Annotated in this window: 14 protein-coding genes, 1 pseudogene and 2 riboswitches; of the genes and pseudogenes, 13 read left to right on the top strand and 2 right to left on the bottom strand. The window is 52.5% G+C overall.

The window, feature by feature from the left end; genetic code table 11:
• Position 1 precedes the first annotated feature (1 nt).
• The 3 genes from rimI to NWF35_RS11780 all read left to right on the top strand — a co-directional run bounded on the left by rimI (position 2) and on the right by NWF35_RS11780 (position 2,977).
• Positions 2-511, top strand: coding sequence for a ribosomal protein S18-alanine N-acetyltransferase (rimI, locus tag NWF35_RS11790; protein ID WP_301239317.1), 510 nt, complete (start codon positions 2-4; stop codon positions 509-511).
• Positions 453-1,490, top strand: a complete 1,038-nt coding sequence (gene tsaD / locus NWF35_RS11785) for a tRNA (adenosine(37)-N6)-threonylcarbamoyltransferase complex transferase subunit TsaD (RefSeq protein WP_301239316.1) — start codon at positions 453-455, stop codon at positions 1,488-1,490. The genes rimI and tsaD overlap by 59 nt, the downstream gene beginning before the upstream one ends.
• 243 nt (positions 1,491-1,733) lie before the next feature.
• A riboswitch (cobalamin riboswitch) is annotated at positions 1,734-1,926 on the top strand.
• Between the two features lie 211 nt (positions 1,927-2,137).
• Positions 2,138-2,977 (top strand): HoxN/HupN/NixA family nickel/cobalt transporter, encoded by an 840-nt coding sequence (locus NWF35_RS11780; protein ID WP_301239314.1) that lies wholly within the window; start codon positions 2,138-2,140, stop codon positions 2,975-2,977.
• Between the two features lie 518 nt (positions 2,978-3,495).
• Here NWF35_RS11780 and NWF35_RS11775 read toward each other — a convergent pair.
• Positions 3,496-3,900, bottom strand: coding sequence for a hypothetical protein (locus tag NWF35_RS11775; protein WP_301239312.1), 405 nt, complete (start codon positions 3,898-3,900; stop codon positions 3,496-3,498).
• A gap of 773 nt (positions 3,901-4,673) precedes the next feature.
• On the opposite strand from NWF35_RS11775, the gene NWF35_RS11770 reads away from it, so the two are divergent.
• The 3 genes from NWF35_RS11770 to NWF35_RS11760 all read left to right on the top strand — a co-directional run bounded on the left by NWF35_RS11770 (position 4,674) and on the right by NWF35_RS11760 (position 6,346).
• Positions 4,674-5,564, top strand: coding sequence for a phosphatidylinositol-specific phospholipase C/glycerophosphodiester phosphodiesterase family protein (locus NWF35_RS11770; RefSeq protein WP_301239310.1), 891 nt, complete (start codon positions 4,674-4,676; stop codon positions 5,562-5,564).
• Between the two features lie 173 nt (positions 5,565-5,737).
• Positions 5,738-5,941: a hypothetical protein gene (locus NWF35_RS11765; RefSeq protein ID WP_301239309.1), complete on the top strand. Its 204-nt coding sequence runs from the start codon at positions 5,738-5,740 to the stop codon at positions 5,939-5,941.
• 12 nt (positions 5,942-5,953) lie between these two features.
• Entirely contained in the window at positions 5,954-6,346 is a 393-nt protein-coding gene (locus tag NWF35_RS11760) for a class I SAM-dependent methyltransferase (RefSeq protein WP_301239307.1), read from the top strand.
• Between the two features lie 275 nt (positions 6,347-6,621).
• On the opposite strand, the gene NWF35_RS11755 is transcribed toward NWF35_RS11760, so the two are convergent.
• On the bottom strand, positions 6,622-7,794 hold the full coding sequence (locus tag NWF35_RS11755; protein ID WP_301239305.1) for a glycerophosphodiester phosphodiesterase: 1,173 nt from the start codon (positions 7,792-7,794) through the stop codon (positions 6,622-6,624).
• Positions 7,795-8,541: 747 nt separating this feature from the next.
• A riboswitch (cobalamin riboswitch) is annotated at positions 8,542-8,733 on the top strand.
• A gap of 362 nt (positions 8,734-9,095) precedes the next feature.
• Between NWF35_RS11755 and NWF35_RS11750 the strand changes: the two genes are divergently transcribed.
• The 7 genes and pseudogenes from NWF35_RS11750 (at position 9,096) to cbiE (ending at position 15,717) form a co-directional block, all read left to right on the top strand.
• Positions 9,096-9,248 carry a hypothetical protein gene (locus tag NWF35_RS11750; RefSeq protein WP_301239303.1) on the top strand — a complete coding sequence of 51 codons (153 nt, stop codon included), beginning with the start codon at positions 9,096-9,098 and terminating at the stop codon, positions 9,246-9,248.
• Between the two features lie 12 nt (positions 9,249-9,260).
• Positions 9,261-10,886, top strand: a complete 1,626-nt coding sequence (gene cobJ / locus NWF35_RS11745) for a precorrin-3B C(17)-methyltransferase (protein WP_301239301.1) — start codon at positions 9,261-9,263, stop codon at positions 10,884-10,886.
• Between the two features lie 18 nt (positions 10,887-10,904).
• Positions 10,905-11,783 (top strand): sirohydrochlorin chelatase, encoded by an 879-nt coding sequence (locus NWF35_RS11740; RefSeq protein ID WP_301239299.1) that lies wholly within the window; start codon positions 10,905-10,907, stop codon positions 11,781-11,783.
• Positions 11,784-11,966: 183 nt separating this feature from the next.
• Entirely contained in the window at positions 11,967-12,782 is an 816-nt protein-coding gene (gene cobK, locus NWF35_RS11735) for a precorrin-6A reductase (protein WP_301239298.1), read from the top strand.
• Positions 12,742-13,389, top strand: a complete 648-nt coding sequence (locus NWF35_RS11730) for a precorrin-8X methylmutase (RefSeq protein WP_301239297.1) — start codon at positions 12,742-12,744, stop codon at positions 13,387-13,389. Before cobK ends, NWF35_RS11730 begins: the two co-directional genes overlap by 41 nt.
• A gap of 10 nt (positions 13,390-13,399) precedes the next feature.
• Positions 13,400-14,537 (top strand): annotated as a pseudogene (locus tag NWF35_RS11725) (cobalt-precorrin-5B (C(1))-methyltransferase).
• Entirely contained in the window at positions 14,503-15,717 is a 1,215-nt protein-coding gene (cbiE, locus tag NWF35_RS11720; RefSeq protein WP_435873884.1) for a precorrin-6y C5,15-methyltransferase (decarboxylating) subunit CbiE, read from the top strand. The pseudogene NWF35_RS11725 and the gene cbiE overlap by 35 nt, the downstream one beginning before the upstream one ends.
• Positions 15,718-15,787: the final 70 nt, after the last annotated feature.

Raw genomic sequence — 15,787 nt, 5'->3', positions numbered from 1 at the left:
CATGGAACGGTCGCGGATTGCATTTCGCCCGATGAAGATGGCCGATCTGCCAATGATCATGGAAGTGGAACGCGCCTCGTTTCCCACTCCCTGGCCGAAAGAGGCGTTTGTCAATGAATTGTTGCATAGCCCGTTCGCGCATTACACCGTGGTCACCGTAGATGGGGAAATCGCAGGGTATTGCGGTATGTGGATTGTGGTGGACGAAGCGCACATCACCAATATCGCGATCCATCCGAAATATCGCGGGAAAAAGCTGGGACAGGCCACATTGGCCTATATGAAACGATTGGCCCGATTGTTGGGCGCTGACAAAATGACACTGGAAGTGCGGGTATCCAATCACGTGGCCCAGCACGTGTATCGTAAATTGGGATTTGAAGCCAAAGGCATTCGTCCCCGTTATTATTCGGACAATCAGGAGGATGCCTTGATCATGTGGGTGACATTGGATGAAGATGACGGAGAACATACAGTTGAATCAAACCAGAACACTGGTACTGGGGATTGAAACGAGCTGTGACGAGACAGCTGCAGCCGTGGTTGAAAACGGACAACGCGTGTTGTCCAACGTCATATCTTCCCAGGTGGACGTACATCGCAAATTCGGCGGCGTGGTACCCGAGGTGGCTTCGCGCCGCCACGTGGAGCGGATCACGCAGATCATTCAGGAAGCGTTGGATCGTGCTGGCGTCACATTGGACGACTTGTCCGCCGTGGCCGTCACACAGGGCCCCGGTTTGGTGGGAGCGCTCTTGATCGGGGTTTCTGCGGCCAAGGCGCTGTCGTTTGCACGCGGGATTCCATTGGTACCGGTGCATCACATCGCCGGTCACATTTATGCCAGCCACCTGGTGGAGCCGCTTTCGTTCCCGTTGGTAGCGCTAGTCGTTTCCGGTGGACATACCGAGCTGATTCTGATGCGGGAACACAACCGCTTTGAACGACTGGGCCGGACAAGGGACGATGCAGCCGGGGAAGCCTACGACAAAGTGGCCCGGCTGCTCCATTTGCCGTATCCCGGCGGACCGGAGATCGACCGGTTGGCCAAAGAAGGCAGGGATGTGCTGGATTTTCCGCGGGCGTGGCTGGAGCCGGACTCTTTCGATTTCAGCTTCAGTGGGTTGAAATCTGCGGTGATCAACTATTTGCACAACGCGCGTCAACGAGGAGAGACGGTCAATCCGGCGGATGTGGCCGCCAGTTTTCAGGAGTCGGTTGTCGAGGTGTTGGTGGAAAAAGCGATGAGAGCAGTCGCCCACACCGGTGTGAAGCAATTGGTACTGGCGGGCGGCGTATCGGCCAATAGCCGCTTGCGCGAAGCGCTGGATGCACGATGCCGAGAAGCCGGGATTACGCTGCGCGTGCCGCCACTGTCACTCTGTACCGACAACGCGGCGATGATTGCCGCGGCGGGTACCTACCGCTTTTTTGACGGGCAAGTGGGCGATATGTCGCTTAATGCGGAACCCAATTTGCCGTTGGTGTGATAACGGCGCATAAGAAATCGCGAGTGATTTGACCACTTTATCAGCAGTTTCTTACCCCTGTTATCAGATCAAGATAACAGGGGTTTTTTGGTCCATCATCACATCTCCGACGTTAACCGATGAAGCGGATCAGCTCGCGATGAAATTTCTCCAGCTCTCGTAGAACAATCCATGACCACTAGTTGCGATTCTCTTTTTCATTCGATACAATAAACAGAGATTTTGATCGCGATTTTGACAATTGCATATTGAAAGGGAAAAGGTGGAGTGGTTCGCCCACTCCCGAAGAGGGAAGCCGGTGAAAATCCGGCGCGGTCCCGCCACTGTGAATGGGGAGCGATGCCGTGGTCACTGTCGCCAGTGTGCAATGGGAAGGCCCGGTATGGTTTCGCGATGATCCATGAGCCAGGAGACCTGCCTTTTCCAACAACACCATTGACCTACGAGGATAGGGAGGTGTTTGGTGACGCCGCATGCCGCCAAATTGGTGTCGATCGGCATGACATAGGCTGTGAATTGTACTACTTGTATGTGGATATAATCATCAAACACTTCTCATAACGGGAAGTGTTTTTTGTTTGTCTGTATCTGGGGATGGAAGGGTAAAGGGCGAAATTTTGAATGAAGATTCTGTAAGGAGCGAAAGGATGGAAAATTTATCTCTTCTCGTACTGGTATTTACTTTAGGTCTTCGACATGGTTTGGATGCTGATCATATAGCTTGTATTGATGGCTTGGCTCGCTACAATTGGCGTAAAGGAAGTTCGATTGCTCGCTGGGTCGGTACCTTATTCTCATTTGGACACGGTTTAGTAGTAGCCAGTATTGGGATTTTTCTAGGAAACATCAGTCAGAACTTTAGGTTACCGGATTACGTCGACCTGTTTGTGACATGGTTTTCTATTTTGTCCCTATTCCTGATTGGAACACTAAACATCAATAATCTGTTAAAGACTCGATTAGGAAATCAGGATGATTATCGACCTCAAGGCATCAAAGGAAAGTTTATACCGAAAAAATTACAGGAAACAAGCAATCCGCTCCTCATTATATTGATTGGAGGACTGTTTGCTTTAGCATCAGAGACCATCAGCCAAACGTCCGTCTGGGTGATGGCGGCGGACAACAATGATAGTTATATGCCTTACGTCTTGGGAATCGCATTTATGATGGGGATGATGATCACAGATACCATTGATTCTCTGATTACCAATAAAATACTTCGCCAATCCAGTAAACTTGGACAGTCTGCCTCCAGAGTGATGGGGTGGATTATTGTGGTTTTAGCATATGGCGTCTCAATCTACGAAGCCTTTACATTCTTTAACCCATGGGCAGAATTGGATTTTGAATTAGTGGGGATCACCATATTTATGTTCTTCCTCTTCATTTTTGTATGGGTATCCTATCGAACAAAAGCTGATCGACCGTTGCCAGAGTTATATGTATCTGGCGAAGGAACAGGAAATCATCATAAGCGAAATTGATGGCCTGTGCGAATAACTTTATGTGACGGTTGGAAGCGCCGCGCTTCGACGGAGACCGCAAGCTGATCTTGCAAAAGCGATTAACGTTTCTACCCCAACCATTGCAGAGTATGAAGCATATAAAAAAATGCCAATATGTGAATACGCAACAAAATGTTACGTGATCTGCTGGAAGAGCGTTATACAAAACGATCGATCCACTCTTGGGCTTGTTCGGATATCTGTGGTGTCCTGGGCACCGAAATCCCCCCGTTTATTTTGCTGTTACCTTAGCGGACATGATATTTCAAGGATATTCGAAACCTTAGCGGACATCAAAGCGTATTTTTTCGGGTAGGATATGTCCGCTAATACTATTTGGCGGACATGAGACAATGGTGCTTCGGAGGATATATAAGTTTTATCCCCATCGACTTCTCCACACAAAGAGAGCTTAAGTTGGATTTATTCCTGCTTAAATTTACTATTATGAATATTTTGGATGAAAAAAGAAAAAAGACCCGCCAGATAAGGCGGGTTTATACCCTAAGTGCCTTTTTCTTGTACTCAGCAAATTCGTCTTCCGTCAAAACTCCCTCTTGAACAAGTTGGTATAATTCCATAATCTCATCTGCTTTTCTCTTCTTCTCTTTTTCAATTGCCTTCTTCAAAGCGTGAGCGGTGGGGTTTTCAAAACTACCTATTATGTCAAATCGTGCCTCATCTTTTGCATATTCGGAACGGGCACCTTTTACCTTCAATTCGAAGAACCCATCTTTAAACAACCTTGCTTCGAGCAATTGGACGAAATAAATCCTGTTTATAGGGAACACTTTGATTCCATAGTGTTTCCTTTCATTACCCCATCTTTTCTTGTGGTGAATCTCAACTGTCTGTTCCTTCACCACGACGGTTGCATAATGAAAGTTAAATGTTTTTTCCATGTTTTCGTTCACCTCCCCCCTTGTTATTACTTATTTGTAACATGCCATTCCAAATACTCACCGTTCTGGAAATTCCATCGCAATCATACGACAAGATGGGGTGTGTTAATTTCCCTCCATACCCGATAGATGCTATTCAAACAAGATAATAAAAACCTCCACAGGATCGTGGAGGTGAATTGTGGGAAGCTGCTATTCTATAGCTAATTTACACTCCTTTCAGGGTAATATTCATTTCTGCGTCTCTATGGTCAGGTAGAATCAGTCTACCCCAAATAACCGCGGTCGGTATTACAATAGTAAATGGATTTGACACCACATTGTGGATTTTGCCCAGCTTTTATTGCTGGGTAATTTCTTTTGGTTCGACATTATCATAGTAGACCTTATTAGTGTAGACTTTATTAGTCTCAAAAACTATCGTTTTGAGACTTTCCGACGAGAGCCTGGTGTAGGGGAAACACCATCGAAAGTTGAGAAGGGCGAGGAATCATAGGAGTACCTATTAAATCGGACTTGCCATATCCTATCTTATATATTTTTTATGATATCCTAAATTATATTATTAACTATTTTTTATACGTAGTTTATAAAGGGCTTAAACAAACTGATTTACACTTTACAAATGGTAAATGACAATAGTAGGGATAGGGGATTCTTTGATTTTAGTACGAAGATGGATTGCTATGTTGCTCGTCCTTTGAATTTTTGGTGTTTATCTCTAATATGACAGACGAAATGTTTATCTCTAATCCTTCAGAGGTGAAAAATTAATGAAAAAATGGTTGTTGGCGTTAACCTTAGTCTTTACTGCCTTTACAATGACTTTTGCAAATGTTTCTTTTGCTGCTTCCAATCCTTCTAACCAAGAGTCGATTTTGCCTCTTGCGAGAACGCACGCTCATAATGATTACGAGCATACCCATCCGTTATCGGATGCCCTGGAGCATGGATTTACAAGTGTTGAAGCCGACGTCTGGCTTATTAACGGAGAGCTACTCGTTGCCCACGATAAGCAAGATGTACGTCCTGGACGTACATTAAAGTCTCTTTATCTTGACCCGTTAAAGGAAAGAGTCAAGGCTAATCATGGATTGGTTTATCCGAACTATAGGCATGATGTTACTCTATTGGTTGATATTAAGTCCGAGCCCGAGGCTACATATCGAGTTCTACATGAGCAGCTTCGCCATTATCAGGATATGCTTACAAAATTCACACCTTCAGGGGTAAAACCCGGCGCAATAACCGTTATTGTTTCGGGGAACCGTCCGCGTACCCTGATGGAGAACCAGCCTGTTCGTTATGCAGCTTATGATGGACGTTTGAGCGATCTCGGGTCAAACGCTTCGAATGAGTTTATTCCTCTCATCAGTGATAACTGGACAAAACAATTCACCTGGATGGGTAAAGGAGAAATGCCGAAAGAGGAACAGGAAAAACTGTATAGAATTGTTTCAACAGCTCATGCCAACGGTCAGAAGGTACGTTTTTGGGCTACCCCTGACACCCCCTCTCCTGAACGACAAGCTATTTGGAACGAACTTTTGAAAGCTGGTGTCGATATGATCAACACCGATGATTTAGAAGGCTTGCAGCAGTTCTTGAAGGAAAATGACCCGAATCCGTCCGAACCCTATATTACTTGGAAAACCAATCGTTAAAAATAAACAACAAAGGGCGTGCTCACCTAGACCGCTCACGAGCGGAACATGCTGTCAGGTTTTTTGGACCAGATGTGTCAAAACTTGAAGGAGTACGAGATTGAGTGCAGAGTCGCCCAATCCAAGCTGGATGTCTAGATCCATCTCATTTGCGAATCGAGGAGAGATCTTCGTTGGGTTTCATCGACAAATTTTCCGAACAGTTTCGGAAGCCCGGAGGTTTTTGGGGACATGTGGTCGGAATGCTGATGGCCGCCACCACCGGCAGTCGAAATGAGTGGACGTTGTCTCTCTTGGATATCCGGCCGGAGGACCGGATCCTGGAAATCGGCTATGGTCCCGGGGTGGGAATCTTTCAAGCAAGCCGGAGGATTTAAGAGGGAAAGATTGTGGGAATCGATCCTTCCGAAACGATGCGAAAGCAGGCGGAACGGCGCAACCGCCGGGCCGTTCGACAGGGGAAGGTGCGTCTGGTAACCGGAAACATCGAGGAGTGGTCTGCTTTTGAGCATTCCTTTACCAAGATCTACTCCGTCAATTCCGCGATGTTTTGGACCGATCGGGTTCGCGTGTTTCAAAAGCTCTACGGATGGCTTGAACCGGGAGGACGGATCGCCACCACTTATCAGCCGTTGGGAAAGCACGCTCTCGGGTTGGATGAATTTGCCGATCGGCTGATCGATGAATTGAAACAAGCCGGCTTTGTTCAGATCCGGCGGGAAACGAAACCGTTCAGACCCGCACCTGCGGTTTGCATCATCGCTGAAAAGGCGAAGTCGTGAGTTCTTTATTCAGGTACGAGAGGGAGCGATTTTCCGCCAAGCGACTTGCCACTGCAATGGAGCAGAGACGGAAAATCGCGTCCCGACCTCAACCAAAAAAGTAAAACCCTCAACTGAGGGCTTTTTTAATTATAACTCCTCTACATATAGGGCCGCTAACTCCTCGGTTGGATTCGTGTAACGCTAATGTGTCGTTGGGACCGATGGCCAAGACGCCGTTTCAGTTCAAAATCATCTGTACAAAGAAAGCCCGCCAACATGCGGGCTTTCTTTCGTTACGAAGTAACTCGAATTTTCCTCAACGGAGTTTCCGGAATTGAGAAAGACATGGCCAAGGTACCACCGCCATCCGACTCCTTGGGAGCCGGGTAGCGCTTGGGTAGCTTGAGACCATGCTGCTCCATGACCTCACGCAGCCGGTCCGGGTAGTCGGTGATGATCCCGTCGACGCCGTCATCGATGAGCTTGTGCATGGTGGGCTCGTCGTCGACCGTCCACGGGATGATCTTCATCCCGAACTTGTGGGCTTCTTGCACCATGCGCTTCGTAACGTAGGGCTCATAGTTCTCGTCAGTGACTTTGCCGTTCTGCGGGAAACCGTGCACGGGGGAGATGGCGTCTGCACCGAACGAATGGGCGGCGGCGACAGGATCGCCATCGAAGTCGTCGATGTCAATGCCGCCCAGCCACGGGGAGGCGCCTGGCTGGCCCGGCTGGAGGAACTGCGGACCGTTGGTGAGCGCCACGATGGGAAGGCGGGGCTCGACCTCGCGCATGCGCATCAGGGCGCCCCAGTCAAAGCTTTGAATCGACACTCGGTCGAGCATCCCGGCCTTGCGAACCTCGCGGACGACGATCTGCACGAACTCTTCTCGGGGAGCTGTCTCCTCGGGTGCCCCCGCCTCGACCTTGGTCTCGATGTTCATCCAGACTTTGTTTGCGTGATAGCGCTTGACGAGGTCGAACACCTCACTCAGCAACGGCATCCTAGCTCCGGGGCTCGGGCGCTGCCCTGGGAACTGCGGCAACGTCTTTGAGCCGCAGTCTAGCGTGCGGATCTGGGCGAGGGTGAGGTCCTTGACGTACTTGCCGACGTAGGGGTACTCGGGGTCACCAGGGAACGCCGGGCCCGTGTCCTGGCACTTGTCGCCCGAGACCTTGCGGTCGTGGGTGACGACGGCCTGGTGGTCTTCGGTGATCTGCACGTCCAACTCGAGTGTGCTCACCCCGACCTCGAGCGCGCGGGAGAACGCCGCAATCGTGGACTCCACGGTCAGACCGATCCCGCCCCGGTGCGCCTGCAGGTCGAACCCATGGGGACCGTAACCCACTTCCCGGTCTTCCTCAGCTGCCTCTTGGCTGGCAGGTGTAACGGAATTTGCATAGGTGGCAGTGGGCATGCTAGCCATAACCAGCAAAGCCAGCAACGCGCTTAACCATCGAGACATCAAATCATCTCCTTGGTTCAAAAACTATTAGTATATTGGTATTGTAATTCAGTACTTTTAAGGATCATTTAACCTAACGTTTTCATTTACCCATTTAGCAGTTAGCCACATCTTATTTGGAGGCGAAATATAAAAAAACCCTCAGTTGAGGGTTTTACTTTTTTTGGAATCTACTTTACTCCTAGTAACAGCTTCGCTGGTATTACTCCCTATTATTGACTGTCTTTGTGAATTTTTTGGTCCATATTACTTATCTCATGACGAACTTTCTTCAACTCCATACGAGTATTTTTAAAACACTTATTTATCGTCTCTCTATACTCTTTATGCTTTCGATAACGATCTTTCATGATGTATCCCTTTCCCTCATGACTGTTAACTAATCTAACTCTCTTTCGGCACGTTAAAGAAAAACCGTAATCATTTTGGGCTATCTTTGTCATCATTCGGGGGGTGACCGCTGTTAAGGCCGGATTTCTTTTTGTGTGTGTTTTGTGTGTGGAAGATAATCAAAAAAAGAGCATGGTAGCCACTACGCTACTGACCTACCGCCCACCGCCCGATCGGAAATAAGGTTAATTCAGCGGGACTCGGTGTCTCAGCGTTTCCGTCAATTCATCAATTCTGTTACGGGTTTTTCGGGGCTAAAAAAATTTGAACAAGTGGCCAACAACAAAAACTCCGAGTTGCGATTCTCTTTTTCATTCGATACAATAAACAGAGATTTTGATCACGATTTTGACAATTGCATATTGAAAGGGAAAAGGTGGAGTGGTTCGCCCACTCCCGAAGAGGGAAGCCGGTGAAAATCCGGCGCGGTCCCGCCACTGTGAATGGGGAGCGTTACTGAGGTCACTGTCGCCAAATGCGATGGGAAGGCCCGGTATGGGTTCGCGATGATCCATGAGCCAGGAGACCTGCCTTTTCCAACAACACCGTTGACCTACGAGGATAGGGAGGTGTTTAGATCGGGCTGGATGATTGTCCGCTGGATGGAGCTGCCCGCCTGGGGATTCGTGTACCTTTTTCAATCCCTCAGACGGGAGTCGTTGCATTCAGCTGGGTTGAGGGATAACAACTGCGCGATTTAAGCACTTCCATTTGGAAGTGCTTTTATTTTTTTGGTATAGTAGGCGGTCTATGTTTTGCCGTGGCGGAGCATGACTTCTGGGGCACTCTTATGGACCGGTGGGATGCGAGGGAATTGAGATGGGGATTGGAGGTGGGAATGGTCCTGGTTTTTCCGGATGGGGGAAATTTCCCGTTACCCCATCACTCATGAATCAGGTGATGAGGGTGAATTGGCGGCAGAATCTGGAGCCGATCTGGTCATGCCGTCCCATGTGGAAAAAGCGGTGGTGTGGATTCTTCCATTCCACGACCGTCAGGGATCGACAGTGCCGACGTGTTCCGGCAAACAGGAGAGGGAACAACCATCCATCACGGCTAGATAGGAGGGAGCGGAAATGAACGGGAAAAACCGCGGCAAGTTGTACGTGGTAGGCTTCGGTCCCGGCCATTTTGACCACATGACGCATCGGGCGCGGGAAGCGATCCGTGACAGCGATGTGATCGTCGGGTACAACACATATGTCGATATCATCCGCGATTTATTGGTTAATCAGGAGATCGTGCAAACCGGCATGACGGAAGAGGTCAGCCGTGCACAGACGGCGGTCGAGCTGGCTGAGAGCGGAAAAAAGGTGGCCGTGATTTCCAGCGGCGATGCAGGCGTGTACGGTATGGCAGGACTGGTGTACGAGGTGTTGGTGGAAAAAGAATGGCATCCGTGCGAAGGGGTGGAAGTGGAGGTGATCCCCGGTGTGTCAGCGATCAACTCCTGCGCGGCACTTTTGGGATCACCCGTAATGCACGATGCTTGCACGATCAGCCTGAGTGACCATCTCACCCCCTGGGAAACGATCGCCCGCCGCATCGAAGCGGCTGCGGCAGCCGATTTTGTTATCGCTTTGTACAACCCCAAAAGTGGGCGCCGTACTCGCCAGATCGTAGAGACCCAACGCATCCTGCTCCAGTATCGGTCACCGGACACACCTGTCGGATTGGTGAAAAGCGCCTATCGGGAACGGCAACACGTGGTGATCACAACGCTGGGTGAGATGCTGGATCATGAGATCGGCATGTTGACCACGGTGTTGATCGGCAATTCCACCACCTTTGTTCATCACGGATTGATGATCACACCACGCGGTTACCAGCGCAAATATACGCTTACCCAAAAGGAACAGGCCTTGAAGCCACATGAGCGCTTGCGGACGGAAGCCGAGCCATGGTCTCTCAACGCGCAAACAGAACAATCGGACAAGCCCGTAACCAAAGAGGCGAAAAATCCGGTTGCATGGGCCGAGGAAGCGTTGGCACTTCTTCAGGCCGCAGGCAAGGTTACTGCCACCGGCTCCCCTCCCATTACGGCGCCCAATGTCACCCCGATATTGGAAGTGGCCGTCTCTTCCGGCGTCGCCGAAAAAAAGTGGACGTCGAACCAAATGGCCGCACTGGCATCGCTGGCGGGAGACAAAGGGGAGATCACGTATACACCCGACCATCAAATGATCCTGCGCATCCCGACCGATGATCCCGACTCGGTGGTCCGCCGCCTGAAGGATGCGGGATGGTCGGTCCAGCCCGTTGGTGATGTAGTGCAGGTAAAAGCATGCGATTTTTGCGATGGCGACAAAGGAGAGTCGATTCCCCACGCCGAGGAATTGAACCGTCGGTTGGGCGGGATGAACGTCCCCAAGGAATTGAAAATCGGCTTCAACGGCTGTGCGATGGCCTGCTACGGTGCGGTGACGGAAGATATCGGGATCGTCTACCGACGCGGAACGTACGATTTGTTTCTGGGCGGGAAAAAGATCGGCCGCAATGCCCATCCTGCCCAGCGAGTGGCGGAAGGACTCACGCCGGAAGCGATGTTGGCAGCGGTGGAAAACGTCGTGCGGGAATATGCGGAAAAAGGGCACCCCAACGAGCGTTTCCACAAGTTTTTCAAGCGTGTCCAAGAGGTAAACGGGTTCCGATACCGGGAACAACCCCAACCGGTAGCGGTGGATACCGTCTGCGGGGATTGAAACGAGGAGGAAAAACCGATGGAAGCTTGTTTGTTTGTGGGGCACGGCAGCCGGGACCCGGAAGGGAACGCCCAGTTGCTGGACTTTACGTCGCGAGTGGGACGGCTTCTCTCTTTGCCGATCGTGGAGACGTGTTTTCTGGAACTGGCTGAGCCGGGTATCCCCGAAGGCATCCACCGTTGTGTGGAAAAAGGTTCCAAACGGATTGCAGTGGTTCCCATTATGCTCCTATTTGCGGGGCATGCCAAGGTACATATCCCCCTTGCGATCCGGGAAGCTGCCCGCCGGTATTCCGATGTCACGTTCACATACGGGCGGCCGGTTGGAGTGGATAAATCGGTGGTGTCCATTTTGGAACGGCGTATCAGGTCCGTCACCGATCTGCCGGAAGATCGTAACGAAAGCGATACGGCCGTGCTGATCGTGGGTCGGGGATCAAGCGACGCGGAGGCCAACAGCGATTTATTCAAAATCGCGCGGCTGTTGTGGGAGCGCCTGCCGGTACGGTGGGTGGAAACGGCATTTGTCGGGGTCACGGATCCCGGATGGGAAGAGGGAGTGGAGCGATGTGTCCGCTTGGGAGCTCAAAACATCATCATTTTGCCCTATCTGCTGTTTACCGGAGTGCTCATCAAACGGATGAACGGCCGCTTGGACGACCTTCGTGACCGGTATGCGGGTGTTCAACTCAGTATGACGGACTATCTCGGGCTGGATGACGGATTGGTCGGCGTGATGGTGAACCGGCTTTGGGAAGCCGCCGGTGGTCGGGGGTTGGATTGGGAGAAGTTGGCATCTGCTGCCGAGGCCGCTGGCCATCTACCGCATCACCACCATCACGATCACCACCATCATGACCATCACCACCATGAAACGGTTGTTGATCAACCATCGTGAAGTCGTCTTTCAGTCTCATCCAATGCGTGGAGGGCGAAGGGTGTCGTTTTCCGGCGAGCGACCGTTGAGCTTGGGGAGCGAGCTCATCCGAATCAACTGGCAAAACAGCGAAGTGCGCTGAATTGCCCCCTGTACCATAAATGATGATTTATGGAATCCACTCGCGAAAAGGGAGGGAAGACGATGATCCTGTTTTTGGCCGGTACCGGTGATGCACGGGCGTTGGCTGTTCGCATTCGAGAGGCGGGACATCCGCTGCTGGCGACGGTGGTTACCGAAAACGCCGCCAAAAGTTTGCGGGGTGCTGATTTGCAGGTGCGGGTAGGGAGACTGACGGCGGAGGAGATGGCCGCACTGATCCGGGAAAAGCGTTTGTACGGCGTCGTGGATGCAAGCCATCCCTTTGCCGAAGAAGCGTCCCGCAACGCGATGGAGGCGGCTCGGACCGCGGGTGTGCCCTATGTTCGCTACGAACGGCCGTCGTGGGTATATGACGATCATTCGCGCCTGACGGTCGTCGATTCGTATGAAGCAGCGGCGGAAGAGGCCGCTCGCTTGAAAGGGGTCGTCATGTTGACGACCGGAAGCAAAACGCTGGACGTATTTGCCAAACGGCTGCTGCATGAACCCGGTGTTCAGCTGGTGGCACGGATGTTGCCGCGCAAGGAAAACATGGAGAAATGTGCTGCGCTCGGGATCGAGCAAAAACAGATCGTGGCCATGCAGGGACCGTTCGGACCTGAGTTGAACTGGGCGTTGTACCGCCATTTCGGTGTTGATGTGGTTGTGACCAAGGAGAGTGGAAAAGTAGGGGCGGTGGACGAAAAGGTGACGACGGCGTTGGAGATGGGATTGCATGTGATACTCATATCCCGTCCCCGTTTGGATTACGGCACTGTTTATGCCGAACCGGACAAGATCATCCGGCACATACAGCAATGGAAGGGAGAGGAGAACCGTGACACCACGGGAGTTTCAACCGGTCACCACACGTCCTGAGGAGATTGAACAGCTCAGTTTCCGCATGATCACCGAGGAATTGGGCGAGCACCCGTTTACGGATGAGCAATTTCCTGTCGTCCAGCGGGTGATTCACTCCTCGGCCGATTTTGAGTTGGGCCAGAGCTTGCTGTTTCACCCCGATGCCATCCGGTCCGGGATCGAGGCGATTCTTGCGGGCAAGCCGGTTGTGGCGGACGTCCAGATGGTGCAGGTGGGGATCAGCAAACCGCGGATTGAGCGGTTCGGCGGGGATGTACGGGTGTACATCTCTGATCCGGATGTGGCAGCAGAAGCGAAACGCTTAGGGACGACGCGGGCGATCGTGTCGATGCGCAAAGCCGTGCGTGAAGCGGAAGGCGGCATTTTCGCAATCGGCAATGCCCCGACAGCCCTCTTGGAGCTAATCCGGCTGGTTCGGACGGGGGAGGCGAAGCCCGGCCTGATCGTCGGTGTCCCCGTGGGTTTCGTGTCAGCCGCCGAATCCAAAGAAGAGCTGGCCAAACTGGACGTACCGTTCATTACCAACCGGGGCAGAAAAGGAGGCAGTCCGACGGCCGTGGCGATTGTCAACGCGTTGTCGTTGATGGCGGAACGGCAGAAGTGAGGGAGCGGTCATGAAACAGGCGACGGAAGCGACCGATCAGCGGGAAATGCGACACGGATATACGACCGGATCGTGTGCGACCGCCGCGGCAAAAGCCGCACTGACGGCGCTCATCACCGGACGGGTTCCCGATCAGGTGGCAATCACATTGCCCATCGGACAAACGGTCGTTTTTATCGTGGAAAAAGGGACGGTTACGGCGGGGGAAGCGCGGTGCAGCGTGATCAAGGATGCAGGGGATGATCCTGACGCCACACACGGTGCCGAAATCGTTGCTACCGTTTCCTGGAGCGAGGAGCCCGGCGTGCACATCGACGGCGGTCCTGGAGTGGGCCGCGTCACCAAGCCGGGGTTGCCCGTCCCGGTGGGAGAGGCGGCGATCAATCCCGTGCCGCGAAAAATGTTGCGCCAAACGGTAGATGAAGTATTGACCCGCTACAGGATGGAGAGGGGGGTCCACGTGGTGATCTCCGTCCCGGGAGGTGAGGAGATCGCCAAAAAGACGCTGAACGAGCGGCTTGGGATCGTCGGTGGCATCTCCATCCTGGGGACGCGCGGCATCGTGGTGCCGTTTTCGACAGCAGCCTATCGCGCCAGTGTGGCCCAGGCGATCCGCGTAGCACTGGCGGGCGGTTGTCGTCATCTCGTGTTGACGACGGGAGGAAGCAGTGAGAAACACGCCATGAAATTGTTTCCCGATCTGCCGGAAGAGGCATTCATCCAGATGGGCGATTTTGTCGGATTCGCTTTGCAGCAAGCCAAACGGGCGGGGGCGGAAAAAGCGACACTGGTGGGGATGATGGGCAAATTCTCCAAAGTGGCCCAGGGAGTGATGATGGTTCATTCCAAAAGCGCTCCCGTCGATTTCGGCTTTTTAGCTGATGTTGCCCGGGAGGTGGGCGCTCCGCCCGAGGTGGTGGAGGTGGTCCGGCAGGCCAATACGGCGACGCATGCCGGGCAGTTGATGGAACAGGCGGGGTATCCGGCTTTTTTTGAACGGTTGAGCCAATTGGTTTGTCGGCGGGGGTGGGAGCACGCGGGCGGCGGCATCACTGTGGAAACGGTGCTGGTCACGATGAAGGGCGCATTGTTGGGGAGGTCGGTATGGTCATGATGCATCCCGTGAAAATCATCGGTGTGGGGGATGACGGGGCCAACGGGTTGTTTCCCGCCTACAACCGGTGGATTGAAGAGGCGGACACCTTGGTCGGAGGAGAGCGGCATTTAGCGTTTTTTCCCGAGAGTTCCGCTGAGCGGATTCCGATTAAAAACGGTCTCAGTGTGGTGTTGGAACGGATCGACCGGGCGAGACATCACGGACGGGTCGTCGTGCTGGCGTCCGGCGATCCGTTGTTTTACGGGATTGCCGGGCTGATCGCACGCAAACTAGGCCCGGATCAGGTGGAGATTCACCCACATTTGAGCTCGTTGCAACTGGCGTCCGCCCGCATGAAAGAGAGCTGGCAGGATGCGGCGGTCGAAAGTGTGCATGGGCGCAAGTTGGAGGGATTGGCACAGCGGATCGACGGTAAGGAGAAAGTGGCTTTGTTGACCGATGCGACCAACGATCCGTCCGCCATCGCCCGTTATCTCATTCGGTTCGGCATGTCCGAATACCGGGCGTTCGTCGCCGAAAATCTGGGCGGCGAAGAGGAACGGTGCGGTTGGTGGGAGTTGGAGGAGATGGCCGAAGCATCATTCTCTCCTCTCAATATTGTCATTCTCAAGTGGAAGTCAGACGCCGATCCGCCGCGTTGGGGGTTGGGCATCGACGACCATGAGTTTGCCCAGCGCAAACCGGATAAAGGGCTGATCACCAAAAAAGAGGTGCGTGTTCTCAGCCTGTCCGAAATGCAATTGGCCCCTGACAGCGTAGTGTGGGACATCGGGGCCGGTTCCGGTTCGGTTTCGGTGGAGGCGGCACGGCTGGCCCCTTTTGGCCAGGTGTTTGCCATTGAGAAAAATGAAGCGGATTTAACCAATATCGAAGCCAACAAAATAAAATTTCGCACCGATTTTGCCGTTATTCACGCCAAGGCGCCAGACGGGTTGGATCCGCTCCCCGATCCAGACGCGGTCTTTATCGGCGGCAGCGGCGGCGAACTGCAGGAATTGCTGCGGGTCTGCTGCGAACGGTTGAAACCGGGAGGACGGATCGTGGTCAATGCGGCGACATTGGAGACGTTGCATCAGACACGGGAAGGACTGTCGAAAGCCGGATTCGAGACACGGGTCACCATGGTGCAAACCGCCCGCAGCAAGCCGATTTTGAATCTGACCCGACTGGAGGGGTACAACCCCGTTTTCATCATTGTTGGATGGCGATGAAAGAAACTGGGACATGGCTCATCCGGACAAAGGCGAATGAAGCAGACGTGCCTTAGCGATTGGAGGAGAG

The sequence above is a fragment of the Polycladomyces subterraneus genome, from assembly GCF_030433435.1.
Classification (GTDB): Bacteria; Bacillota; Bacilli; order Thermoactinomycetales; family JIR-001; genus Polycladomyces; species Polycladomyces subterraneus.
Note: the sequence above shows the minus strand (reverse complement) of the source record. Positions and strands in the feature narration are given on the sequence as shown.

What these genes read in the sequence shown, in the direction of transcription:
- rimI (WP_301239317.1), top strand. Translation starts at nt 2, where the DNA reads ATGGAACGGTCGCGGATTGCATTTCGCCCGATGAAGATGGCCGATCTG.
- tsaD (WP_301239316.1), top strand. Translation starts at nt 453, where the DNA reads ATGAAGATGACGGAGAACATACAGTTGAATCAAACCAGAACACTGGTA.
- NWF35_RS11780 (WP_301239314.1), top strand. Translation starts at nt 2,138, where the DNA reads ATGGAAAATTTATCTCTTCTCGTACTGGTATTTACTTTAGGTCTTCGA.
- NWF35_RS11775 (WP_301239312.1), bottom strand. Translation starts at nt 3,900, where the DNA reads ATGGAAAAAACATTTAACTTTCATTATGCAACCGTCGTGGTGAAGGAA.
- NWF35_RS11770 (WP_301239310.1), top strand. Translation starts at nt 4,674, where the DNA reads ATGAAAAAATGGTTGTTGGCGTTAACCTTAGTCTTTACTGCCTTTACA.
- NWF35_RS11755 (WP_301239305.1), bottom strand. Translation starts at nt 7,794, where the DNA reads ATGTCTCGATGGTTAAGCGCGTTGCTGGCTTTGCTGGTTATGGCTAGC.
- cobJ (WP_301239301.1), top strand. Translation starts at nt 9,261, where the DNA reads ATGAACGGGAAAAACCGCGGCAAGTTGTACGTGGTAGGCTTCGGTCCC.
- NWF35_RS11740 (WP_301239299.1), top strand. Translation starts at nt 10,905, where the DNA reads ATGGAAGCTTGTTTGTTTGTGGGGCACGGCAGCCGGGACCCGGAAGGG.
- cobK (WP_301239298.1), top strand. Translation starts at nt 11,967, where the DNA reads ATGATCCTGTTTTTGGCCGGTACCGGTGATGCACGGGCGTTGGCTGTT.
- cbiE (WP_435873884.1), top strand. Translation starts at nt 14,503, where the DNA reads ATGCATCCCGTGAAAATCATCGGTGTGGGGGATGACGGGGCCAACGGG.